Source organism: Streptomyces sp. iso_384 (assembly GCF_056172905.1).
Window position 1 is genome coordinate 6,084,697 of record NZ_JBWBTT010000001.1, and the last position, 22,673, is coordinate 6,107,369.

Here is a 22,673-nt window from a genome sequence, read left to right on the forward strand (position 1 = left end):
ACACACAGTCATGGCAGAGGGCGACGCTCTTTCCACCCACGTCTTCGGCGTTCAGCTCGGCGGCTATCTCGTGGAGTCCATCCAGGAGATCAGCGGCATGACCGTCGAGGAAGAAGTCGTCGAGGTCCGTCAGGTGACCGCCGAGGGCAAGCAGATCATCCGCAAGCAGCCGGGCGCCCGCCAGGCGGGCGAGGTGACGATCACCCGCGGCCTCGACAAGAGCAGCGAGTTCACCACTTGGATCAAGGAGACCCTCAACAACGGGGCCGTGGACACCGCACGGCAGAACCTCACGATCGAGATCAAGGACTCGACCGGTGAGACCGTCCGCCGCATCCAGCTGATGCAGGGCTGGGCCTCCAAGTGGGAGGGCCCCTCGCTCAAGGCCGGCGAGTCCAGCGCGGCGACCGAGACGGTGACCATCACCTTCGAGGAGATCGTGGTCGAATGAGGCGCCGGACCGTTACGCCGGGCGCGGGCCTCGAAGAGGTCCTCGACACCCTCGCCGCCGCGCCCGCCGCACGCGAGGAGGCCGCAGCTCCCGCGCCCGCCCGCCCCCGCGAACGGGAGACGCTGCAGACGGAGTTCGCCTTCGAGCTGCCGCGCGGGTACGTCGACGACGAGGGCCAGGTGCACCGGAGCGGCACCATGCGGCTGGCGACGGCCCGGGACGAGCTGCGCCCGCAGATCGACCTGCGGGTGAAGGAGAACCCGGCGTACCTGTCCGTGGTGCTGCTCAGCCAGGTGATCACCCAGCTCGGCCCGATCACCGATGTGCACGCCGGGATCGTCGAGCGGATGTACGCGACCGACGTGGCGTTCCTCCAGGACTTCTACCGGCGGATCAACAGCGAGGGCCACACGCATGCCGCGGTGACCTGCCCGCTGTGCCACGGGGCGTTCGAGGTGGACCTCTCGGGTGGGCGCCTGGGGGAATCGTGACGTACGCGCTTCCCCGGTTGCGGGAGGAGATCGCGTACGTCGCCTACCACTTCCATTGGCAGCGTGAGGACATTCTCGACCTCACCCACGGCGAACGTCAGCAGTGGGTACGGGAGATAGCGCGGATCAACACCCGCGTCAACGAAGGCGGGTGATCGTGTGGGGCTCGGCGACTGGCTGCGCCGGACGGACCGGCGGCGGTCCGGCGGGGACGCGGACCGGGACGCGGGCGGCACCGCCGTACCCGCCTCCGTGTCCGCCCCGGCCTCCGGCGCTGCTCCCGTTTCCCCCGCCCCGGCCTCCGGCGAGGGCGACGGCGGTGGCTGGGACGGCGGGTGGCGGCGGGTGGCTCCGCCGTCGGTGACCGTCGCCCGGTCCTCGATCGGCGTGAGCGACGGGCTGCGGTTCCGGTCCCGGCTGGCCTCCTGGCAGAACCCGGCCCTCGGCGGCGAACTCGGCCACTCCGTCCTGCCGTCGGCCCCGGTCGGCCTCATCCACGGCGTCGCCCGCCCGGGCAGCGCCCGGACCGCGTCACCCGGCGGACCGCTGCTGCTGCGCGCGGTCCGGCCCCAGGAAGCCGACGAGCCCGCCGAGCCCACGCCGGGCCTGCCGTCCGCCTCGGCGAACCGGGCCGCGGGCCGGGGCAGCCGGACCGGCGGCGGTGCGGGTTCGGGGTCGGGTTCCGGTACGAGGTCGGGGAAGCCGGGTCCTGGGGCGCCGTCGGTCCAGCGGTCGGCGGCGGTCCAGCGGTCGGCCGGGGCTGCCCCGTCCGCCGCGCGCGGGTCGTCGTCGGGTTCGCCGGACCGGTCGGGGTCGGCCGATCGGCCGGCGGCTTCCGGTTCGTCCAAGTCCTCGGGGACGTCCGGGGCTTCAGGGGCATCGCGTTCTTCCGGTCCGTCCGGCTCGTCCGTAGCTCCGGGTGCCGGCTCCGGGGCCTCGTCCCGGGCGGCTCGCGTGAGCGACCCGCACACCACCGCCGGCGACGGACCGGACTCCGGGTACCGGGCCCGGCCTGCGGCCGTACGTCCGCAGCGGATCGCCCCGCCGCTGATCGTCGCCCGACGCCCCTCGATGCCGCTGCGGCAGATCGCCGGGCTACCGCCCGCCGCACCCGCCACGCCCGTCACGCCTTCCGGTCCTGCCGCCCCTTCGGCCGCTCCTTCCGCTCCGGCTTCGGCTGCGGCTGCTCCGGCCGCCGCCGTCCAGCGAGCCGTGTCCGAGCGGCCGAGCGCTCCGGACCGTACGGCTCCGGAACCACCGTCTCCCGACCGCGCCTCCGGCCTGCCCGCCGCCGAGGTGGTGCGCCCGGCCTTGGGCAAGCCTCTGCGCGCGCTGCCCGACGGAGCCAGGCCGGCCGGCGACAGCGGTCCGGCGGGCGTCGTACCGTCCGCGCCCGCGTCGGCGCCCCCGGCCGCGGAGATGCCGATGCTCCAGCGCCAGGCGACGGACCCGCCGAGCCCTCCGGCCACGCCGCACGCGACGCCCCGGGGGCCCGCAGCCGGTTCGGCCCAGGCGAAGGCGTCGGCTCGGCAACAGCCGTCGCCGGCAACGGACTCCGGGCCCCGGACCTCGTCATCGGACTCCCGGCCCCGGACATCTCAGCCGTCCCGGCAGACGCAGTCGTCCCAGCAGACCCAGTCGTCGCGGTCGGCCCGGCCGTCCCCATCCGCCCGGACGTCCGGGCCGTCCACGCCGTCGGGACCCGCCCCCTCCGTGCAGCGAGCACCGGCCCCGGACGGCGTGACGCCCACCACCACCTCCCCGGCATCCCGGCCCGACGCCTCCGGCGGTTCACGGGCCCGGGTGCGGGGCGGGATCGGCACGCCGCTTCCCTCGCTGCCGCCGACCGCCCGGCTCGGCGGCGACGCACCGCTGCTCGGCGACCGTACGTCCCCGGGGACACGGCCTGACCCGCTCCGCGCCCCGGGCCACGGACCGGCGACGGGCGCGGGTCCCGGGCCCGTCGTTCCGGCGCACGCACCCGCGCCGCAGGGCCCGTCCGCCGCGATGCCGGTGCGATCGGCTTCCGCCGCGCCCGCCACTCCCGGCGCGCCCGCCGCACCCGTCTCGTCCTCGCCCGGAGCCAGCGCCGTCCAGCGCGCGGCGGCCCCGGGCCACGCCCGTACCTCCTCCGGCGCTCCCCCGCCCCCGGTACGCATCCGGCCCGTCGCCCGGGACCGGGCGACGGCGCAGGGCTCCGGCGGTACGGCACCGTCGCTGTCCCTCCCGCCCACCGTCCAGCGGTCACGGGCCCTGCTCACCGAACGCCGCCTGACGGTGAACACCGGTTCCGCCGAGGGATTTTCGGCACCGCCGACGGCGGCTGCGGCGGGCGGCAGCACCGCCCGCCCGGTCGTCGCGGCCACCTGGCGGCGTGACGTACCGCAGCCGGGCCCCGCCGACGCCCGGACCGGAAACCCGCCGAGCGCCCGGCAGCCGGCGCCTTCCGGTGCGGTGCCGGGTGCCCCGGTCCAGCGTTCCGCGACTACCAACCCCGTTCACCGGGGCGGCGGCGGCGTCGCACCCGGCCACGCCCCCCGGCCCACCGCCAACGCCGGCATCACCGCCAACGCGTCGGCCCCCGCCCCGACTCCGCCCGGTGGCGTGCTCCAGCGACTCGTACGACGGTCGGGGCAGACCACGAAACTCTCGCCCGTCCCCTCCGCTCCGCACCCGGGCCCCGCACACCACACCACCGCCCCGGCCGTCCAACGCACCGCCACCTCTCCGTCCGCACCCGCCGCGCCGCTCCCCTACGCCCGGCCCGCCCGGCCGGGAATGCCGTCAGCACCGTCGACGCCTGCCGCGGCATCGGCGTCCGCAACCGCCCCCGGCCCACGCCGTGTTCCCGTCGTCCGGCCGCATCCGCCCGGGGCCGCGCAGCCGGGAGCCGACGCCGTACCCGTGCAGCGGCTGGCGATGCCGGTGGTGCCCGACGGCGCCGGTCCACCGGTCGCCGGACCGGCCCCCGTGGACGGTGCCGCGCCCGCCGCGCCGCCGGGGCTCTCCGTACGGGTGCCGCCCCGCGCGCCCGCGCAGGCCGCCGGTGCGGGTCGCCCGGAGAGCAGGGCGCAGGCGGTCCAGCGTGCGGCGGCGAACGCCGGGATCACCGGGGTGCCCGTGCAGGCCGCCCCGGCGAGGCCCACCGTGCAGCGGGCGGGCCGCGCGGCCGAGGACGCCCCCGACGCCTCTCCGGCGAACCGGCTGAGCGGTACGGAGATCGAGGAGCTGGCCCGCCGGCTCCTCGACCCGGTGAGCCGGCTCATCCGCGCCGATCTGCGGCGGGGCCGGGAACGCAGCGGACGGCTGCACGACGGCCGCCGCTGACGCCGCGACGCGCCAGTCGCCGAAGCCCGCACCCGTGACTGCCCCCCGCCCCCGCACGACCCGTACGACCGACAGCAGAGAAGAAGACGAGAGACGCATGACGGACAACATCTTCGCGACGAGCGTGTTCTTCAAGCTCGCGATCGGCGGCAGCGACCTGGGCGCGTTCCACACCTGCTCCGGTCTGGGCGCCGAGGTGGAGATGGAGACGTACGCCGAGGGCGGCAACAACGGGTTCACCTGGCAGCTGCCGGGGCGGATCACCTGGACGAACATCACGCTGACCCGGCCGGTGACCGCCGACACGATGAAGATCGCGCGCTGGCTGAACGAGACGATCCAGCGGGTCGAGCCCAAGGACGGCGAGATCGTGGCGCTGCGCCCCGATCTCAGCCGGATCATCAGCTGGCAGGTCCACGGCATCGTGCCGGTGCGCTGGCAGGGGCCGTCCTTCGACCCGGCCAACTCCCAGGCGGCGATCGAGACCCTGGAGATCGCGCACGAGGGCCTGGAGCCGTCCTGACCGCCCCCGGCGGGACCGCGACCGAGGCGAAGACCAGGACGAAGGAAGGAGGAACGCAATGTCACCCGCTCTCCGTGCGAGCCGCGCTCGTGCCCAGCTGACCATCATGGAGCCGCCGTCGACCGTCGGCGCCAAGCCGGGCGGCACGCTCGCCCGGCTCACGTTGCAGTTCAACCCCGCGAAGCTGTCGCTGAGCAAGAGCACCGAGTGGCGGCGCACTCCGTCCCGGATGGCCGGGCAGTCGGCGCTGCCCGAGTTCGTCGGCAGCGGGCCCCGGGCCCTGTCGCTGGAGGTGTTCCTCGACGCGACCGCCACCCACGACAACTCCGTGGAGAAGGCGGTGGAGCAGCTGATGACCGCCTGTGTCCCCACGCCCAGCAGCCTGGCCCGCAAGACACCCGCCAGCCCCTGGGTGCGGTTCGACTGGGGGACGTCGAAGACGACGTCGTTCGACGGGGTGCTCTCCAACCTCTCCGTCTCCTACACGCTGTTCGACGTGGACGGGAAGCCGCTGCGCGCCACCTGCTCCCTGTCGATCGAGGAGGCGAGCGTCGACCCGGCCGGCCAGAACCCCACCTCGGGTTCGAAGGAGGCGCGGCGCACCCACCGGGTCGTGGCCGGGGACAGCCTGCCGCTGCTGGCCTGGCGGGAGTACGGCGACGCCACCGCCTGGCGGACCATCGCGTACGCCAACGACATCGACGACCCGATGCAGTTGACGCCCGGCCGGGAACTCCTGGTGCCCGGGCGGGAGGACCACCTGGCGGAGGAGAGCCGATGAGTGGAAAGGACGCCCCCGGCCGTTCCTTCGCCGCCGACCCGATCGTCGAGGCGCCGGCCGAGCTGCCCGCCGTCTGGGCCACCCAGCTGGTGAGCTGCGTGGTCGACGAGAACGTGGGCCTGCCGGACACCGCCGTCCTGATGTACCGGGACCCCGACCACACCTTCCTCACCAAGACCGGCATCGGCATGGGCACCCCGCTGAAGATCTCGGTGGTCACCGTGCAGGACCGGGCGCGCGAGCGACTGTTCACCGGTGAGGTCACCGCGATCGAGCTGGACACCGACACCACCGGATCGTTCACCGTCGTGCGGGCGTTCTCCAAGGCGCACCGGCTCCAGCGCGGCCGGAAGGTCGTGGCGTACCGGAACATGAAGACGGCGGACATCGTCCGCAAGGTCGCCACCGGGGCCGGTCTGGCCTGCGGGCGGATCGAGGCCGCGTCGATCACGTACAAGCAGCTGACCCAGCCGAACGTGTCGGACTGGGAGTTCCTCCAGCATCTGGCGGCCGAGAGCGGGGCGACCGTACGGGTGGACGACAAGGGCCTGTTGCACTTCACCAAGCCGGACCCCGCCTCCTCGGCCCCCTCGCCCTCGACGTCCGCCGCGCGCGACCCGATGGTTCTGGAGTACGGGAACAATCTGCTGGCCCTGCGTGCGGTGCTGACCGGCGCGGACGGGGCGGACAGTGTCGAGGTGCGCGGCTGGAACGTCGACACGAAGACCCGGCTGGTGGCCCGGCAGCAGTCCGTCCGCAGCGACACCGTCGTGCCCGGGATGAGCCCGTCGACGGCGGCGCAGATCTTCGGCTCCGGTGGCTCCCGTACGACGATCGCCGACACTCCGTACCGCACCCAGGCGGAGACCCGGGCCGTGGCCGGTGCGCTCGCGGCGTCGGTCAGCGCCGGTTTCGGTGAGGTCGAGGCGGTCGCCTACGGGAACCCCCAGCTGCGGGCGGGTCTGCCGGTGGCCCTCGGCAACGTGGGGCCCGCGTTCTCCGGCCGCTACACCGCCACCGCCGCGCACCACGTCCTCGAACCGGACACCGGCTACCGTACGACGGTGATCGTCAGCGCCTCGCCGGACCGTTCGATGGCCGGGCTGACCGCCGGCGGGAACGCCCCCTCGCGCGGACCGCGGATGCCCGGTCTGGCGATCGGGGTGGTCACCGACATCCGCGAGGAGGGCAAGGGCCAACGCGGCTGGGTGCGGCTGAAGTTCCCGTGGCTCGACGACACGTACGTCACCGACTGGGTCCGCACCGTGCAGTGGGGCGGCCAGGGCGGCGGCGGGGTGTTCAGCCCCGAGGTCAACGACGAGGTGCTGGTCGGGTTCGAGCAGGGGCTGCTGGACAGCCCGTATGTGCTCGGCGGCCTCTACAACGGGGTCGACAAGCCATCGCCGCACGACGTCCCGCTGGTCGACCCGACGAGCGGCACGGTCAACCGCCGTTCCCTGGTGTCACGTTCGGGCAACCGGCTGGAGCTGCTGGACGCCCCGCGCGGCCCGTCGGGCGTACGTATCGCCACCGGCGACAAGCGGCTCGACGTCGTCCTCGACGAGAAGAAGGGCGAGATCACCCTGACCGTGAAAGCCCGCGGCGGCACGCGGGAGTTGAGCTCGGTGACGCTGTCCGCCTCGGGTATCACGCTCGACGCGGGCGCCACCGGCGACGTGAACATCAAGGGCCGTTCGGTGACCGTCAACGGCAAGACGGGGGTCACGGTCGACGGCGGACTGCTCGCGGTCCTCAAGGCCAAACTCATCAAGATCAACTGACCGCCCGCCGACCCGCTCGGCCCCGCTATTCCCCGAAGTCCCCGTCCACAGCAGTCCGTTTCCGCCACAGCAAGGAGAACCCCGGCCATGCCCCCCGCAGCCCGCACGGGCGACAGCACCGCCCACGGCGGTCTCATCGCCACCCCGCCCCCGGGTGCGGTGGCCGTGGCCACCGTGCTCATCGGCGGCCGGCCCGCAGCCGTCACCGGGAGCCTGCACGGGTGCGTCATCCCCCCGCACGCGGCGCTCGGGCCCGGCAACGTGATCATGCCCAACCCCGCCGCCGCGATCGGCGGTGCGGTGCTCATCGGCGGACTGCCCGCGGCCCGGATGGGCGACAGGACCACCTGCGGCGCGCCCATCGTCAGCGGTGCGTTCAACGTCCTGATCGGGGGCCCGATGTGAGCGGCGGCGGATTCATCGGACGCGGCTGGGGCTTCCCGCTGCGGGTCGGGCCGACGGGCGGGATCGCGCTGGTCGAGCGGGACCGGGAGATCGAGGAGGCGATCGGGCTGATCCTCGGCACCGCGCCGGGCGAGCGGCCGATGCGCCCGGAGTTCGGCTGCGGTATCCACGAGTACGTCTTCGCGCCCGGCGACGGGGCGACGGCCGGGCGGATCGCACAGGAGGTCCGCACCTCGCTGGAGCGGTGGGAGCCGCGCATCGAGGTGACGGACGTGGTGATCGCGTTCGACGCCATCGAGGAGGGCACGCTCTACATCGACGTGCACTACACCGTGCGGGCCACCAACGACCTGCGCAACCTGGTCTTTCCCTTCTACACGATCCCGTCGTCGGAGGGTCCGGCCGCGGAGACCTCCCAGGAAGCGGGGATGCGCTGATGGCCCTGCCTTCGCCCAATCTGGACGACCGGCGCTTCCAGCAGCTCGTCGACGAGGCCAAGCGGTACGTCCAGCAGCGCTCCCCCGAGTGGACCGACCACAATGTGTCGGACCCCGGGGTCACGCTGATCGAGACGTTCGCTTACCTGGTCGACCAGTTGCTCTACCGGCTGAACCGGGTGCCGGACAAGAACTACGCGGCCTTCCTCGACCTGCTCGGTGTGACGCTGTTCCCGCCGACCGTGGCCCGGGCCGAGATCGACTTCTGGCTGTCCGCGCCGCAGCCGGAGACCGTGCACCTGCCCTCCGGTACGGAGGTGGCGACCGCGCGCGGGGAGGCCGAGGAGCCGGTGGTGTTCTCCACCGCCGACGACCTGCCGATCGTGCCGAGTTCGCTGGTCCGGCTGGTCACCGCGCCGGTGTCGGGCGAGCAGACGGACCGGACCGCGCCGCTCGGCGCGGGCAAGGACATCCCGTGCTTCCAGAACCGGCCGGAGCCCGGTGACGCCCTGCTGTTCGGCCTGCCGACGGCCGTACCGCGCTGCATCGTCGCCGTCCGTCTGGACAGCCGGGTGGAGGGCGTGGGCGTCGACCCGCGTCAGCCGCCGTTGGTGTGGGAGGCGTGGGACGGGGCGCGCTGGGTGATGTGTGCGACCGGCACCGACAGCACCGGCGGTCTGAACCGGCCCGGGGAGGTCGTCGTGTTCGTCCCGGCCGGGCACACCGCGTCCGTGGTGGCGGGCACCCGGGCGGGGTGGCTGCGCTGCCGGGTCACCGCTCCGGAGCCGGGCCAGCCGTTCTACTCGGAGTCGCCGACGATCCGGGAGGCCGAGGTGTTCACGGTCGGCGGCACGGTGGCCGCGGAGCACGCGGAGACCGTCGTCGACGTGCCGCTCGGGGTGTCGGAGGGCGTCGCCGGGCAGCGGTTCTCGGTGAGCCGGGCGCCGCTGCTGCTGGACGGGGAGCCGCCGGTCGTCCAGGTGTCGGCGGACGAGGGCTGGCAGATCTGGACCCCGGTCGAGCACTTCGGCGCGTCCGGGCCCGGTGACCGGCATGTGCGGATCGACGCGGTCTCCGGGGAGTTCGCGTTCCCGCCGGAGGTGCGCGAGCCGGACGGCACGATGCGCGCGTACGGCGCGGTGCCGGAGAAGGGCGCCCAGCTCCGCGTCCCCCGCTACCGGACCGGTGGCGGGGCGGCGGGGAACGTCGCCCGGGGCGCGATCTCCGTGCTGCGCAGTTCGGTGCCGTACGTCGCGGGCGTGAACAACCGCGAGGCGGCGACCGGCGGGGTCGACGGCGAGACCGTGGAGAACGCGAAGGTGCGCGCGCCCAACATCCTGCGGGTGCAGGAGCGGGCGGTGACGGCCGAGGACTACGAGCTCATCGCCCGGGAGGCCGCGCCGTCGCTGCGCCGGGTGCGGTGTGTGCCGGCCGTGGCGGGCGAGGCCGGCGCGGTACGGGTGCTGGTGGTGCCCGACGCGGTCGCCGACGAGGACGGCCATCTCCGTTTCGAGCAGCTGATCCCCTCGGACCAGGTGCTGGCCGCGGTCACCGAACGGCTCGACGAACGGCGTCTGGTCGGCACCCGGCTGATCGTGGAGCCGCCCGCCTACCAGGGCGTCACGGTCGTCGCCCGGCTGGTGGCGGCGCCGGGCGATGTGGACCGGGTGCGGGCGGAGGCGCTGGAGGCGCTGTTCCGGCACATCGACCCGTTGCGCGGCGGGGCGGACGGCCGGGGGTGGCCGTTCGGCAGGCCCGTGCAGTACGGGGAGGTCTTCGCCGTGCTCCAGAGCGTGGAGGGGGCCGGTCTGGTGGAGGACGTCCGGCTGTTCCCGGCGGACCCGATCACCGGCCGGCGCGGGGCGGCGGTGGACCGGGTCGACGTCGCGCCGGGGGCCCTGGTCTTCTCGCACCAGCACCAGGTGGTGGTCACCGCGAACGGGGCCGGTGAGGGCGTATGACACGGGCCGCGATACCCGGACTGCCGAGCCGCTACCCGATCGGCGAACTGCTGCCCGCCCTGTACGCGGACGACGACCTGGCCCAGCGGTTCACGGCGGGCCTGGACACGGTGCTGGCGCCGGTCCTGTCCACGCTGGACAACCTGCCCGCCTACGTCGACCCGGCGCTGGCCCCGGCCGACTTCCTGCCCTGGCTGGCCTCGTGGGTGGGCGTCGAGACCGATCCGGCGTGGCCGGTCGAGCTGCGCCGGGCGGTCGTCGCGCGCGCCGTCGAGCTGCACCGGTGGCGCGGCACCCGGCGGGGTCTCGTCGAGCGGCTGCGGCTGGTCTGCGAGGTGCACGCGGACGTCCGGGACGGCGGGGGCGCCACCTGGTCGGCCGAGCCGGGCGCGGCGCTCCCGCCGCCGCCGACCGGTGAACTGCTCGTCCGGGTATGGCCGGTGCGCGCGGACGCCCCGGTGGACGCCCACCGGGTCCTGGACGTCGTCACGGCCTCGTGCCCCGTCCACCTCACCTGCCGGGTGGAGGTCCTGCCGGGCCCGCCCGAAGAGCCCGAACAGACAGGAGGCTGACGCGATGCGTTCGTGCCCGGCGTGCGGTACGGCCAACGGCGAGACCGACGACTTCTGCGGCAACTGCGGCAGCTACCTGGGCTGGTCCTCCCAGCCGGTACGGCGGACGCGGGCCGCGGGTCCGGAGCTTGATCCGGACCTGCGGCCGGGTCCTGAAGCTGAGGCTCCCGTGGCGGAGCCGGATCGCGGGCCGGAGCCGGAGGCGGAGCCTTCCGTGGCGCGGCCGCCCCTGACGGTGCCGCAGGCCCCGGCGGCGGAGCCGCGCGCCGTGGTGGCGGAGCCGGAGCGCCCGGTGGCGGAGCCGCGCTCGGCGGAGCCGCAGGGCCCGGTCGCGGTGCCGCACGTCCCGGTGGTGCAGCCGGAGCGCCCGGTGGCGGTGCCCCGCACCCCGGTCGCGGAGCCGGGAACCCCGGTGGCGCAGCCGCCCTCGGCGGAGCCGCACGCCTCGGTCGCGGTGCCGCCTTCGGCCGAGGTGCGTGCCCCGGAGCCAGAGGTCGCGTCCACGCCGGCGCCGGCACCGGATCCTGCCGGTCCGCCGACGCACACGCCCGCGCCCGCATCGGCGCCTCCGTCGACGCCCGCACCTGCGCAGGCGCCCGCACCCGCGGCTTCTTCCGATCACCCCGAGCCGCCCGCGCGTCCCGAAGCTCCGCCACGCCCCACCCCCGCGCGCCCCGAACAGCCGCCGGAGCCACCCCGGCCCGCCGCACCCACCCCCGTACCACCGCAGCCCACCACGCCCCCGGTGGCGTCGGCACCCGTACCGGCGAGGTCACCCGCACCGCCCGTGCCGCCCGTGCCGCCCGTACGGCCCGTGCGGCCCGCTCCCGTACGCCCCGGAATCCCGGCGTCCGCACCGGTGCCCGGGCCGACCGCGCCGGGAACAGCATCCGGATCCGCGACCGACGCGGACGAGCCGATCGGGGCGGTGCAGCCGGCCAGGCCCGTGACCCGGCGGCCCGTCGTGCGGCCGGTGGCGGAGGAGGAGACTCCGGACGGCCCGCCCTGCCCGGCCTGCGGTACGCCGAACCTGCCGGGGCGGAAGTTCTGCCGCCGGTGCGCCGCGCCCCTGCAGGCCAAGGAGGCGCCGGCCGCCCTGCCGTGGTGGCGCACGGTGTGGCCGTTCCGCCGCCGGGTGCGCGGCGGTTCGGGCCGGGCGCTGCGGCGGACGCTGCTGGTCCTGGCCGTGGCCGGGCTGCTGGTCGCGGGCTTCCTGTTCTTCCCGCTGGGCCGCTACGTCTACGAGGACGTCCGGGACAAGCTCGGCGGCACGGCGGAGATCAGCCCCACCGGGGTGACCGCGAGCGCGGCGGCGCCCGGACACCCGGCGAGCGCGGCGATCGACGGCCTGACGAACAAGTACTGGGGCGCGCCCGAGCTGGGCGCGTCGCTGACCTGCTCGTTCGGGACGCCGTTCCGGCTGGTCGGCGTCGTGGTGCACACCGGTGTGTCGAAGGAGCCGCAGGAGTTCCGGCAGGGCGCGCGGCCGACCCGGGCGGATCTGATCGTGGAGACGAAGGACGGCACGGTCCACGAGAAGGCGGTGACCTTCAACGACAAGCCCGGCAAGCAGACCGTACGGACGGGCATCAGCGATGTCGTCTCCGTCCGGCTGGTGCTGCGGGAGGCGGCCGGACAGGGCGAGGGGCGGCCGATCGCGCTCGGCGAGGTCGAGTTCTTCCGGCGCACTTGAGCCACTGCCGTCGCGGAGAGCCCACGACTTCACCAACTACCCAGTAATGGTCAGAGAGTTCCTGCCGATCAAACAATTTCGGTCACACATGGCTTCCCTCGGCACCCCCACAGGGGGTTGACTGGGCATTACACATGGTGACGCGCCCGCCCACCGGCTCACCGAACCTGCCCCGGCCGCCCCGGCACCCGGCGGAGGAAGGAGGACAGCTGTGGCCCTCCCACCTCGTACGGTCGCCCCGTCGCCCGCCCCCCCGGGCTCTCGGCCGCCGCTTCCCGGCGGGCCGGTCCCTTGCTCGATCACCCGGAATGCGTCGTTCACATCGTCCGCCCGTATTCATCAGACGAGGGGCAGCAATGAGCCAGATCACGTTACCGGCGTTTCACATGCCGTTCCGGAGTGCTGGGTGTAATCCAGGCCTGGCGGAAACGCGTGGGGCCGCCTGGGAATGGGCCGAATCCGAAGGTCTCGATCTCTCCGTACCGGCCCGCAAGAAAATGATCCGGACCCGTCCGGAACTGTGGATATCCCTGATCTTCCCGAAGGCCACGCAGGAGCATCTCGACCTGTTCTGTCAATGGCTCTTCTGGGCCTTCCTGGTGGACGACGAGTTCGACGACGGCCCGGCCGGACGTGATCCGCTGATGTGCGAGCGGGCGATCACCCGCCTGGTGGACGTCTTCGACGGGGCCGCGCCGAACGGACCGATGGAGCGGGCGCTGGCCGGGCTGCGGGAGCGGACCTGCCGCGGGCGGTCGCCGCAGTGGAACCGGCAGTTCCGGCGGGACACCGCCGCCTGGCTGTGGACGTACTACGCCGAGGCCGTCGAGCGGGCCGCCGGACAGGTGCCGAGCCGGGCCGAATTCGCCAAGCACCGGCGGGATTCGGTCGCCATGCAGCCATTTCTCTGTCTGCATGAGATCACCGCCGGAATCGATCTCCCGGATTCCGCCCGGAGCCTGCCCGCGTATATCGCCCTGCGGAACGCGGTCACCGATCATTCGGGGCTCTGCAACGACATCTGCTCCTTCGAGAAGGAAGCCGCTCTCGGCTACGAGCACAACGCCGTACGGCTGATTCAGCGCGACCGGGGTTCGACCCTCCAGGAAGCCGTCGACGAGGCCGGAATCCAGCTGGCCCGGATAGCGGAACGGGTGGTGCGGGCGGAAAAGGAACTGATCGAGGAAATCGAGGCGGCGGGCATCACCGGGCCGACCCGCGCGGCCCTGGAGCGCTGCGTCCAGGACTACCGGGGGCTGGTCCGGGGCGACTTCGACTACCACGCGCGCGCCGAGCGCTACACCCGTCCGGACCTGGTGGAGCTGGACGAACGGGACTCACTGTCCCGGTACTTCGCCGCCTGAGGCGCGCCTCCCTCCGGCGGGGCCCGGGAATCACCTCCCGGGCCCCGCCTGACACCTTCCGGACACCAAGCGGACACCGGCCGGTCCAGCCGTCCGGGTGGTGTCACGGACGGCCCTTCGCGGGCATGGATGGCTCCGTCCGGGTCACCGCACCGCGAGAGGGGTTGGCACGCACCATGTCCGACATCGTGGCGGGCGCCGCCCCGCGGGTGAGCACCGTGCGCGGTGCGGTGGAGCGGGGCGTCGCGGTCTTCCGCGGTATCCCGTACGCGACTGCGCCGGTGGGCGTACGGAGGTTCCGCGCGCCCGGACCGCCGGAGCCGTGGACCGGCGTGCGCGAGACCGTGGCGTACGGGCCCACCGCCCCCAAGCGGCCCTACGCCCCGCCGCTGGACCGGCTGCTTCCGGATCCGGCGGTGGCAGGCGACGGCTGGCTGAACCTCAACGTGTGGACGCCCGCGCCGGGTGCGGCCGGGCTGCCCGTCCTCGTGTGGATCCACGGCGGTTCGCTGGTGCACGGCTCCTCGGCGGTGCCGGTGTACGACGGGGCCGCGTTCGCCCGGGACGGGGTGGTCCTCGTCTCCGTCAACTACCGCCTGGGCGTCGAGGGCTTCGGCGTCCTCCCGGACGCGCCCGCCAACCGGGGGCTGCTGGACCAGCTGGCCGCCCTGGAGTGGGTGCGCGACAACATCGCGGCGTTCGGCGGCGACCCGGACCGGGTGACGGTGGCCGGGGAGTCGGCGGGGGCGGTCTCCATCGCCGCCCTGCTGGCCGCACCCCGGTCGGCGGGGCTGCTGCGGCGGGCGGTGCTCCAGAGCGGGGCGCCCGCCGCCCTGCCCCCGGCCGCCGCGCGCGGGACGACCGAGCTGATCGCCAAGCGGGTCGGAGTGCCCGCGACGGCCGCCGCGCTGACCGCCGTGGACCCGGAGGCCCTGCTGACCGCGCAGACCGAGGTGACCAGCGGCGGAAACCCACTGACCGGCCGCAACTCCTTCCAGGTGGTCGTGGACGGCGAACTGCTGCCCCAGGACCCCGTGGCGGCGCTGCACGCGGGCGCGTCCGCCGGGATCGATCTGCTGATGGGGACGAACACCGAGGAGTACCGGCTCTGGTTCGTGCCCGGCGGCCTGACCGAGAGGATCGGCCGGCTGCGGCTCCGCCTGGCCCTGCTGAAGTTCGGGGTACCGAACGCCACCGCCCGCGTCTACCGGGCCAACCGGCCGGACGCCACCCCCGGCGAACTGCTCGGCGCGCTCGCGACGGACCTGCTGCTGCGGGTCCCGCTCAACCGGCTGGCCGACGCCCGGACGGACGCGCCCGGCTCCACGTACGTGTACGAGTTCGGCTGGCCCACCCCCGTACAGCGGCTCGGCGCCTGTCACGCGCTGGAGCTGGGCTTCGTCTTCGACACGCTCGCCCACCCCGACACGAAGGCCCTGACCGGCCCCGACGCCCCGCAGGACCTGGCGGACGCGATGCACCGGGCGTGGGTGGACTTCGCGACGGACGGGGACCCGAGGTGGCCGTCCTGGGACGCGCGGAGGCCGGTGACGGTCTTCGGCCCAAAAGCTCCGGCCCTCGTCCTGGCCCCGCGCGACGACGAGTTGCGCGGCTGGGAGCCGTACCGGAACGGCTCCTAAGGGCGCAGCGAGATCCAGTGCGGGTCGGGGACCACGGTGAGGATCGCCGAGACCACCACGACCAGGCCCAGCACGACCTGTTCACGGCGGGCCAGCAGATGCGCGACCGAAGGGTCGGCGTCCCGGAGCATCCGCCGCCGGGCCGCCACCGCCAGCGCGCTGACCACGGCCATCAGCGCCAGCTTGACCAGCAGGGTGCGCCCGTAGGCGGAGGCGAACACCACGTCCAGCGGCAGCCGGCGCAGGGTCGAGGCCGTACCCGTGGCGGCGAGGGCGACGTACAGCCAGATCGCGAGGCGCGCGTACCGGCCGAGGAGCGCGCGGGCCGCGACGGGTGAGCCGCGCCAGCGCCACATGGTGCGCAGGACGTACAGCAGACCGCCGGTCCACAGCGACGCGGCGGTCAGATGGACGACGGTGAGGGCGGCGCCGAACTCGGGGCTGTACGCCTCCGGGTGCGCGCGCAGGGCCTCCGCGCCGATGACGACGGCGAGCGGGACGAGGGCGAGGGCCGGGCGTTTGCTCGCGGCGCAGAGGGCGGCGAGGACCAGGCCGTTGGCGATGAGGAGGAGCAGTCCGCCCTCGCGGGTGCCGTAGGTCTCGGTGATCCCGAGGTCGCTGACGGCGGCGAGCCGGACGATCTGCCCGGCCGCGGCGGCCGCACCGGCGAGCGAGGCGAGCACCGCCCAGCTCCGTACGGCGGTACGAGGACGGCCCCGGACGGGCCGGACGAGCTGCGGGCCGAGGAGTTCGCCCAGGTGGAGGGCGAGCGCGGCGAACAGGACGGTGCGGAGCACGGTGGTGAGCCCCGCGCCGGGTATCCGGAGTTCCCCGGTGCCGCGGGCCGCGATGCCGGGGCCGAGCAGGGCCACGAGGAGCGCGAGGGCGCCCACGGCGCAGAGCAGGAGCGGGGTCGTCCACGAGCGCCCGGCGGGACGGACGGACGGCCCGTCGGATATCTCGCCGCCGAACGGCGCGCCGGCCGTCGGCCCCGGTGCGGCCACGGCGGCAGGTGTGCCGGGCGGCGCGGTCGGCCCGGGAGCCGTGCCGGGCGCGGCCGGGTCGGCAGGGGGTCCGGAGAACATCACGGCCCGATCCTCGCCGGTGGACAAAGACACAGCAAGCCGCGCACGGCGGGCGCGAGGGCCCGAAGGCACCCGGATGGGGCCCTGGGACACCGGGCCTGTCGGCGGCCGGCCCCCGACGGCGCGGGGCCGGCCGCCGCCGCACGGCGGCTCAGGCCTTGTTCTGCGAGGCCCAGAACTCGTCGAAGGTGAGCAGGCCGTCACCGTTGGCGTCGTGGGCGTTGATGATCGCCTGCGCCACCGTCTCGGTGACGAAGGGGTCGCCCAGCTGGGCCATGGCGCTCTTGTACTCGTTGGCCGTGATGAGGCCGTCGCCGTTCTGGTCGAACCGCTCGAATGCCGTCCGCGCCGACTCGATGTCCGCCACTGTTCCGCCCCTTCGTGATGCCGAATGTCAGGGGTCAGATTATCGGGCCGTCCGGGTGACGCCGGTGGCCGGGCGGCCCATCAACTCCGTGGCCGTCACCGCGTGCAGCCCGCGTCGGCCGATCTCGGCGAGGAGCAGCGGCAGCGCGTCGACGGTGACCGGGCGGCCGAGGCTCAGCTCCACCACCGATCCGTTGCGGAGCTCCCCGGCGACCTTCCGGGTGACGGTGGCGACGCGGGTGGCCGCGTGGTCGAGCGATTCCACGTCGCAGCCGAGGACGTGGGGGTAGCCGGCCCGCTGGGCGAGGCGCTGGACGAGCGGGGAGGCGTACGCGGTGGGCGAGGGGCGGAACCAGCCGCCGATGGACCCGGTGAGCCGGCGCAGCCGCCGGGCGCAGGCGGCGATCTCCTCGTACGCCGCGCGCTCGTCCAGGGCCGCGAGGTCGAGGTGGCGCTCGGTGTGGTTGCCGATCTCGTGGCCCCCGTCGAGGATCCGGCGGGCCAGGCCGGGGTGTTCGGCGAGCCAGGTGCCGACCGCGAGCACCGTGACGCGCGCCCCGGCCTGTTCGCACCGGGCGAGTGCGGTGCGGGCGAGGCCGGGGTCGCCCCGCCCGTCGAAGGTGAGGGCGACGCGGGGCAGGTCGCGGGGGCCGTGGGCGACGCGGAAGGGCAGACCGGGGAAGCGGCGCGGGGCGGGCGCGGCCGCCGGAGCCGCCTCCGGCAGCACGGCGGGACCGGCGGCTCCGCCCGCCGCCCGGTCGCTCCGGGCGCATCCGACGGCGAGGGCGGCGGCCAGCGCCCCGGCCCCCGCGCCCAGCGCGTCACGGCGGCCCATCGGAGCCCTGCGTCCGTCCATGCCCGACCACCTCACGCTCCATGGGTTCCACCGATTCCCGGGACACAGTAGGGGCGCATTGGGTGAAATGAGGTGATTGTGCAGTTCAGTAGATGATCAATGAATCATTCAAGCGACGCCATAAAAATGCATAGAAAACCAGGCAAGTGACCGAGCACACCTGCGATTCAACCTGAAGTTGCCCGTTTGTTCCTTAAATATTCCGACAAGTCGCTTTGGCACCGGGGTCGCCCATCTGCCATAGTCGGATCCACGACCCCCATTGACCCGGGCCAAGGTCGTCCTGAGCGGCCGTGAACACACCCCCCATGTCACGGCCCCCGCCAGAAACCCTCGCAGCGCCGCACCACGGCCGACCGGGGGTTTCTGCGTATCAGCGGGTCAGCGGTCGGAGATCCGCATCTCGAACCAGGTGGTCTTGCCGCGCGGCAGCAGATCCACGCCCCAGCGGTCGGAGAGCTTGTCGACGAGGAAGAGCCCCCGGCCGCTGATGTCCATCTCGCGCACCGGCATCAGACACGGCAGTCCACGCGAGGGATCACGCACCTCGATGCGGATCCAGCCCCGCCGGCGCACCATGCGTAACCCGAACACCCGCGCCCCGGTGTGGCGCACCGCGTTGCCGACCAGCTCGGAGACCAGGAGCACCGCGTACTCCGCGGTCTGCGGCGAGAGGGCCCACTGACGGAGCACGACGCAGGAGGTGAGCCGACGGGCCGTCGCCGCCGACTCCGGACGGGACGGCAGCCGAACCTCCCCCTCGGTCGGATTTCCGAACAACTCCAGCGCCTTGAACGCCTGTTCGTCGTCCATGGTCGACGAACTGCGTGCCGCCGTCGCGCTGCTGCGCGGTCGCGGCTGATCCACACCCTCCAGGCCCGCCATGCCCACCATCATGGCCGCACAGATCGGCCTCCGGGGCCGTTCCGCAGGAATCCGTAGCCCGGAACAACTCATTCCGCAGAAGGCTTTCGGCATATGCCTTTGGCAAAAGAGAACCCGGAAGGGCCACGGTGACCTGCGGCGATACACCACCCCGCGAGGGTTGCCCGGCCGACGGCGGCACCGGGCCTTAAGGTTGCCTTAAGGCCCGGATAATCCGCTCTGACGGATGAACTCCCGAAAGCGGGGCCCTCCGACCCGACTACCGGCCGCCCCGATCCGACTAGGGACCGTCGGCCATCTGACTACGGATCAGAGGAACGTGGCCTTGCCCGGCCCCTCCTCGACGAAGCTGCGCATCCCCCGCTCGCGGTCCTCCGTGGCGAAGAGTCCGGAGAACCAGTTCCGCTCGATGGTGAGCCCGGTGTCGAGGTCCGTCTCCAGTCCGGCGTCGATCGACTCCTTGGCCGCGCGCAGCGCCAGCGCGGGCCCCTTGGCCAGCTTGGCGGCCCAGGCGTGCGCCTGCTCGTAGACCTCGGCGGCCGGGACCACCCGGTCGACCAGGCCCAGCGTCAGGGCCTCCTCCGCCTTGACCATGCGGCCGGTGAAGATGAGGTCCTTGGCCCGGGAGGGGCCGATCAGCCGGGCGAGGCGCTGGGTGCCGCCCGCGCCGGGGATGAGTCCGAGGAGGATCTCCGGCTGGCCGAGCCTGGCGTTGTCCGCGGCGATCCGGTAGTCGGCGCAGAGCGTCAGTTCGCAGCCGCCGCCGAGCGCGTAACCGGTGACGGCGGCGACGACCGGCTTGGGGATGCGGGCGACGGCGGTGAAGGCGTCCTGGAGGCCCTTGGACCGGAGCACCATCGCCGTGTGGTCCATCGCCTGCATCTCCTGGATGTCCGCGCCCGCCGCGAACACCTTCTCGCCGCCGTAGAGGATCACGGCGCGCACGTCCTCGCGCCGGGTCGCCTCCTCGGCCAGCTCCCGCAGCCGGTCCTGGACCGCGACGTCCAGGGCGTTCATGGGCGGCCGGTCGAGCTGGATGGTGCCGACGCCGTCGCGTACTTCGAGAGTCACAGTCATGCCAAGAGGTTAACCACCGCTAACGCGGGCGGGCCCGGTGCCGTTGGTCACAGCACCGGGCCCGCCCGGGTCGTTCAGGAGAGGAAGAGGGTTACTTCTTCCACTCCTCCCAGTCCATGTTCCAGCCGTTGAGGCCGTTGTCCGGGGCGATCTGCTTGTCCTTCGAGTTCTTCACGACGACCACGTCGCCGATCATCGACTTGTTGTAGAACCACGCCGCCGGCGTCTGGTTGTCGTAGCCGCCGCGCACATCGCGCAGACCGACACAGCCGTGGCTGGTGTTGGTGTTGCCGAAGATCGAGGACGCGCCCCAGTAGTTGCCGTGCAGGAAGGTGCCCGAGGTGGACAGCCGCATGGCGTGCGGCACGTCCTTGATGTCGTACTCGCCGCCGAAGCCGACGGTGTCGCCGTTCATCCGGGTCACCTTGAGCTTCTCGCTGATGACCATCTGCCCGTTGTACGTGGTCGTCGCCGGGGCGCCCGCGGAGATCGGGATGTCCTTGATCTGCTTGCCGTCGCGGACCACCTTCATCCGCTTGGTGTCCGCGTCGACGGTGGAGACCTGGCTGCGGCCGATGGTGAACTTCACCGTCTTGGCCTGCTTGCCGTAGACACCCGGCCGGCCCTCGACGCCGTCGAGGTTGAGCTCGACGGTCACCTTGGTGCCCGCGGCCCAGTAGTTCTCCGGGCGGAAGTCGAGGCGGTCGTTGCCGAACCAGTGGCCCTCGATCTCGACGGCCGGTTCGGCCGTCACCTTGATCGCCCGCTCCACCGCGGCCGGGTCGGTGATGCCCCGGGTGAAGTGGATGGAGACCGGCATGCCGACCCCGACCGTCGAGCCGTCCTCCGGCGTGTACTGCCCGATGAAGGTGTTCTGCGGCACCAGCGTGGTGAACGTGGTGTCCTTCGCCGACTCACGGCCCTCGGCGTCCTTGGCTACCGCGTGCACCGTGTACTTGGTGGCGGCGGCGAGGTGCCGCTCCGGCGCCCAGCTCGCGCCGTCGGCCGCGATCTCGCCCGCGACCTCGTTGCCCTTGGGGTCGGCGACCTTCACCGTGGTCAGCTTGCCCTGCGTGGCGCCGATCTTCAGCGCGCCGCTGGTCGCCACGGACTCCGCGCCGTCCTTCGGCGCGATGGTCACGACCGCCTGCGAGGCGGTCGTGTCCTCCTTCTTCGTACCGCCCGCAGGGCTCTTCTTGTCCCCCGCGTCGGCACTGCCGCCGCACGCCGTCACCAGCAACAGCAGTGCGCCCAGAACCAGGGCCAGAAGCCCCGGCCCGCCGCGCCGCTTCCCGCTCGCCCCGGCCGATGCCCCCGATATCGGCTGCCCGTTCACTGTGGTCGTCTCCCCTCGCACGGCCTGGCCCCGCCATGGCCCGCACCCCCGCGCGCAGAAAAAGCGCGCCGCCGCAAGATAATCACATCGCGACCGGGATGAACTCCCTCCGGAATGTCACCGTTCCGTCCCAACTGCTCGGGGAGCTGCGCAGGTGGCGCGGGGTGCCGGGGCCGGCCGGAGGGGGAGGCCGGAGGGGGCGGCCGGAGGAGATGCCCCGGACGCCCGGATGCCTGGATGCCCGGGTACGGGGAGCGGTCGCGGGCTCGGCGGGGCCTCAGCGCAGGGCGGAACCGGCCTTCCACTTCTTCCAGCCGAGGTTCCAGCCGCTGAGCCCGTTGTCCGGTGCGACCTTCTTGTCCTTGGAGTTGACCACCTCGACCACATCGCCGATCAGGGTCCGGTCGAAGAACCAGCCGCCGGGAGCGGAGCCGCTGCCGCCCTTGGCGTCGCGCAGCCCGATGCAGCCGTGGCTGACGTTCTCCTCGCCGAAGACGGACTCGTCGGCCCAGTAGTTGCCGTGCAGGAAGGTGCCCGACTCGGTCAGCCGGATCGCGTGCGGTACGTCCTTGATGTCGTACTCGCCCTTGCCCTTCTTGTCCGTGAAACCGACGGTCGCCCCGTTCATCCGGGTCACCTCGTGCATCTCGGTGACCACCATCTTCCCGTTGTACGTGGTCGTCTTCGGGGCCCCCGCGGTGATCGGGACCGTCTCCACCAGCTCTCCGTCGCGGCGCACCTCCATCGTCTTCTCCTCCGCGTCGACCCGGGAGACCTGGGAACGGCCGACCGTGAAGACGACGGTCTTGTCCTGACTGCCGTAGACCCCCGGGGCGCCCTCGACGTCCCGCAGTCCGATGTCGACGGTGACCTCGGTGCCGGGTTTCCAGTACGTCTTCGGGCGGAAGTCGAGCCGGTCCTTGCCGAACCAGTGACCGGCGACCTCCACCACCGGATCGGACGTCACCCGGATGGCCTTCTCGACCGCCGCCCGGTCGGCGACGGGCCGGTTGAAGGAGAAGGAGACGATCATGCCGGTGCCGACGGTGGACCGGTTCTCCGGCTTGAAGTAGCCGATGAAGCGGTGCTCGGGCACGAGCGTGGTGAAGGTGGCGTGCCGGGCGGAGCGCCGCCCCTGTGCGTCCACGGCCACCGCGTCGATGCTGTACTTCGCGGCAAGGGCGAGCCGGGACACCTTGGGCTCCTGGGCCCAGGAGCGCCCGTCCTCGGCGATGCGCCCGGCCACCGTCTGCTGCTGCGCGTCCTCGATCCGCATGACCTTCACGCTCTCCAGCCGCCCGTCGGGGACCTTCACCACGATCCGGGTCTCCTCGTCGACGTCCTTGGCGCCGTTCTCCGGGAAGACGCTGATCGCGTCGCCGGAGGATCGCGCCTTGCCGTTGAGCAGGGCCTCCCGGGTGTCGGTGCAGCCGGTCAGAAGGGCCAGCACGGTCAGCAGTCCTGCCCATGTCAGCACGGCGGCCGAGCCGGCCCGTGCGCTCTTCGCTGTGTGGTTCACGCTCCCCCAACGACCAGGGCCGGTCGGGGGAAACGTGAGTGCGGGCCGCCCGGTGGGCAGAACAGAGGGGAGGACTACCTGAAAGGGGCCGCGGCCGGGACGCCGCGCGCCCCTTCGTAGGTG

General features: G+C 73.4%; 21 protein-coding genes. 14 read left to right on the forward strand and 7 right to left on the reverse strand.

From position 1 onward, the window contains the following. The first annotated feature begins 10 nt into the window (after nucleotides 1-10). From AC0VY3_RS27200 to AC0VY3_RS27265, 14 genes are all read left to right on the forward strand, one after another. A complete protein-coding gene (locus AC0VY3_RS27200; RefSeq protein ID WP_007457189.1) occupies nucleotides 11-451 on the forward strand; it encodes a phage tail protein in 441 nt (146 codons plus the stop codon). Next, nucleotides 448-942: a hypothetical protein gene (locus tag AC0VY3_RS27205; protein ID WP_103506914.1), complete on the forward strand. Its 495-nt coding sequence runs from the start codon at nucleotides 448-450 to the stop codon at nucleotides 940-942. The genes AC0VY3_RS27200 and AC0VY3_RS27205 overlap by 4 nt, the downstream gene beginning before the upstream one ends. Then, nucleotides 939-1,097, forward strand: coding sequence for a DUF6760 family protein (locus AC0VY3_RS27210; protein WP_003966147.1), 159 nt, complete (start codon nucleotides 939-941; stop codon nucleotides 1,095-1,097). The genes AC0VY3_RS27205 and AC0VY3_RS27210 overlap by 4 nt, the downstream gene beginning before the upstream one ends. Before the next feature lie 4 nt (nucleotides 1,098-1,101). Then, nucleotides 1,102-4,269, forward strand: a complete 3,168-nt coding sequence (locus AC0VY3_RS27215; protein WP_475550812.1) for a hypothetical protein — start codon at nucleotides 1,102-1,104, stop codon at nucleotides 4,267-4,269. A gap of 97 nt (nucleotides 4,270-4,366) precedes the next feature. Beyond that, nucleotides 4,367-4,792, forward strand: a complete 426-nt coding sequence (locus AC0VY3_RS27220; protein WP_030079082.1) for a phage tail protein — start codon at nucleotides 4,367-4,369, stop codon at nucleotides 4,790-4,792. A gap of 58 nt (nucleotides 4,793-4,850) precedes the next feature. Continuing rightward, on the forward strand, nucleotides 4,851-5,573 hold the full coding sequence (locus AC0VY3_RS27225) for a CIS tube protein (RefSeq protein WP_030079084.1): 723 nt from the start codon (nucleotides 4,851-4,853) through the stop codon (nucleotides 5,571-5,573). After that, a complete protein-coding gene (locus tag AC0VY3_RS27230) occupies nucleotides 5,570-7,354 on the forward strand; it encodes a VgrG-related protein (RefSeq protein ID WP_475550813.1) in 1,785 nt (594 codons plus the stop codon). Before AC0VY3_RS27225 ends, AC0VY3_RS27230 begins: the two co-directional genes overlap by 4 nt. 87 nt (nucleotides 7,355-7,441) lie before the next feature. Beyond that, nucleotides 7,442-7,759 (forward strand): PAAR domain-containing protein, encoded by a 318-nt coding sequence (locus AC0VY3_RS27235; protein WP_103508283.1) that lies wholly within the window; start codon nucleotides 7,442-7,444, stop codon nucleotides 7,757-7,759. Next, nucleotides 7,756-8,196 carry a GPW/gp25 family protein gene (locus tag AC0VY3_RS27240; protein WP_030079090.1) on the forward strand — a complete coding sequence of 147 codons (441 nt, stop codon included), beginning with the start codon at nucleotides 7,756-7,758 and terminating at the stop codon, nucleotides 8,194-8,196. The genes AC0VY3_RS27235 and AC0VY3_RS27240 overlap by 4 nt, the downstream gene beginning before the upstream one ends. After that, entirely contained in the window at nucleotides 8,196-10,157 is a 1,962-nt protein-coding gene (locus AC0VY3_RS27245) for a putative baseplate assembly protein (protein ID WP_475550814.1), read from the forward strand. Before AC0VY3_RS27240 ends, AC0VY3_RS27245 begins: the two co-directional genes overlap by 1 nt. Next, nucleotides 10,154-10,729, forward strand: a complete 576-nt coding sequence (locus AC0VY3_RS27250) for a phage tail protein (RefSeq protein ID WP_103508286.1) — start codon at nucleotides 10,154-10,156, stop codon at nucleotides 10,727-10,729. Before AC0VY3_RS27245 ends, AC0VY3_RS27250 begins: the two co-directional genes overlap by 4 nt. A gap of 4 nt (nucleotides 10,730-10,733) precedes the next feature. Continuing rightward, nucleotides 10,734-12,422 (forward strand): zinc ribbon domain-containing protein, encoded by a 1,689-nt coding sequence (locus tag AC0VY3_RS27255; RefSeq protein WP_475550815.1) that lies wholly within the window; start codon nucleotides 10,734-10,736, stop codon nucleotides 12,420-12,422. Nucleotides 12,423-12,919: 497 nt separating this feature from the next. Beyond that, entirely contained in the window at nucleotides 12,920-13,786 is an 867-nt protein-coding gene (locus AC0VY3_RS27260) for a terpene synthase family protein (RefSeq protein ID WP_475550816.1), read from the forward strand. Nucleotides 13,787-13,962: 176 nt separating this feature from the next. Continuing rightward, nucleotides 13,963-15,426: a carboxylesterase/lipase family protein gene (locus tag AC0VY3_RS27265; RefSeq protein ID WP_475550817.1), complete on the forward strand. Its 1,464-nt coding sequence runs from the start codon at nucleotides 13,963-13,965 to the stop codon at nucleotides 15,424-15,426. Here the strand turns inward: AC0VY3_RS27265 and AC0VY3_RS27270 are convergent. The 7 genes from AC0VY3_RS27270 to AC0VY3_RS27300 form a co-directional block, all read right to left on the reverse strand. Beyond that, nucleotides 15,423-16,511: a CopD family protein gene (locus tag AC0VY3_RS27270; protein ID WP_475550818.1), complete on the reverse strand. Its 1,089-nt coding sequence runs from the start codon at nucleotides 16,509-16,511 to the stop codon at nucleotides 15,423-15,425. The genes AC0VY3_RS27265 and AC0VY3_RS27270 overlap by 4 nt on opposite strands. 151 nt (nucleotides 16,512-16,662) lie before the next feature. Further along, entirely contained in the window at nucleotides 16,663-16,878 is a 216-nt protein-coding gene (locus tag AC0VY3_RS27275) for an EF-hand domain-containing protein (protein WP_103511083.1), read from the reverse strand. A 39-nt stretch (nucleotides 16,879-16,917) separates the two neighbouring features. Further along, on the reverse strand, nucleotides 16,918-17,733 hold the full coding sequence (locus AC0VY3_RS27280) for a polysaccharide deacetylase family protein (protein ID WP_475550819.1): 816 nt from the start codon (nucleotides 17,731-17,733) through the stop codon (nucleotides 16,918-16,920). A 381-nt stretch (nucleotides 17,734-18,114) separates the two neighbouring features. Beyond that, entirely contained in the window at nucleotides 18,115-18,630 is a 516-nt protein-coding gene (locus AC0VY3_RS27285; RefSeq protein WP_242741074.1) for an ATP-binding protein, read from the reverse strand. A gap of 297 nt (nucleotides 18,631-18,927) precedes the next feature. Then, nucleotides 18,928-19,695: an enoyl-CoA hydratase/isomerase family protein gene (locus tag AC0VY3_RS27290; RefSeq protein ID WP_475550820.1), complete on the reverse strand. Its 768-nt coding sequence runs from the start codon at nucleotides 19,693-19,695 to the stop codon at nucleotides 18,928-18,930. Nucleotides 19,696-19,786: 91 nt separating this feature from the next. Continuing rightward, nucleotides 19,787-21,031, reverse strand: coding sequence for a L,D-transpeptidase (locus AC0VY3_RS27295; protein WP_475550821.1), 1,245 nt, complete (start codon nucleotides 21,029-21,031; stop codon nucleotides 19,787-19,789). A gap of 277 nt (nucleotides 21,032-21,308) precedes the next feature. Continuing rightward, nucleotides 21,309-22,550 carry a L,D-transpeptidase gene (locus AC0VY3_RS27300; RefSeq protein ID WP_475550822.1) on the reverse strand — a complete coding sequence of 414 codons (1,242 nt, stop codon included), beginning with the start codon at nucleotides 22,548-22,550 and terminating at the stop codon, nucleotides 21,309-21,311. Nucleotides 22,551-22,673: the final 123 nt, after the last annotated feature.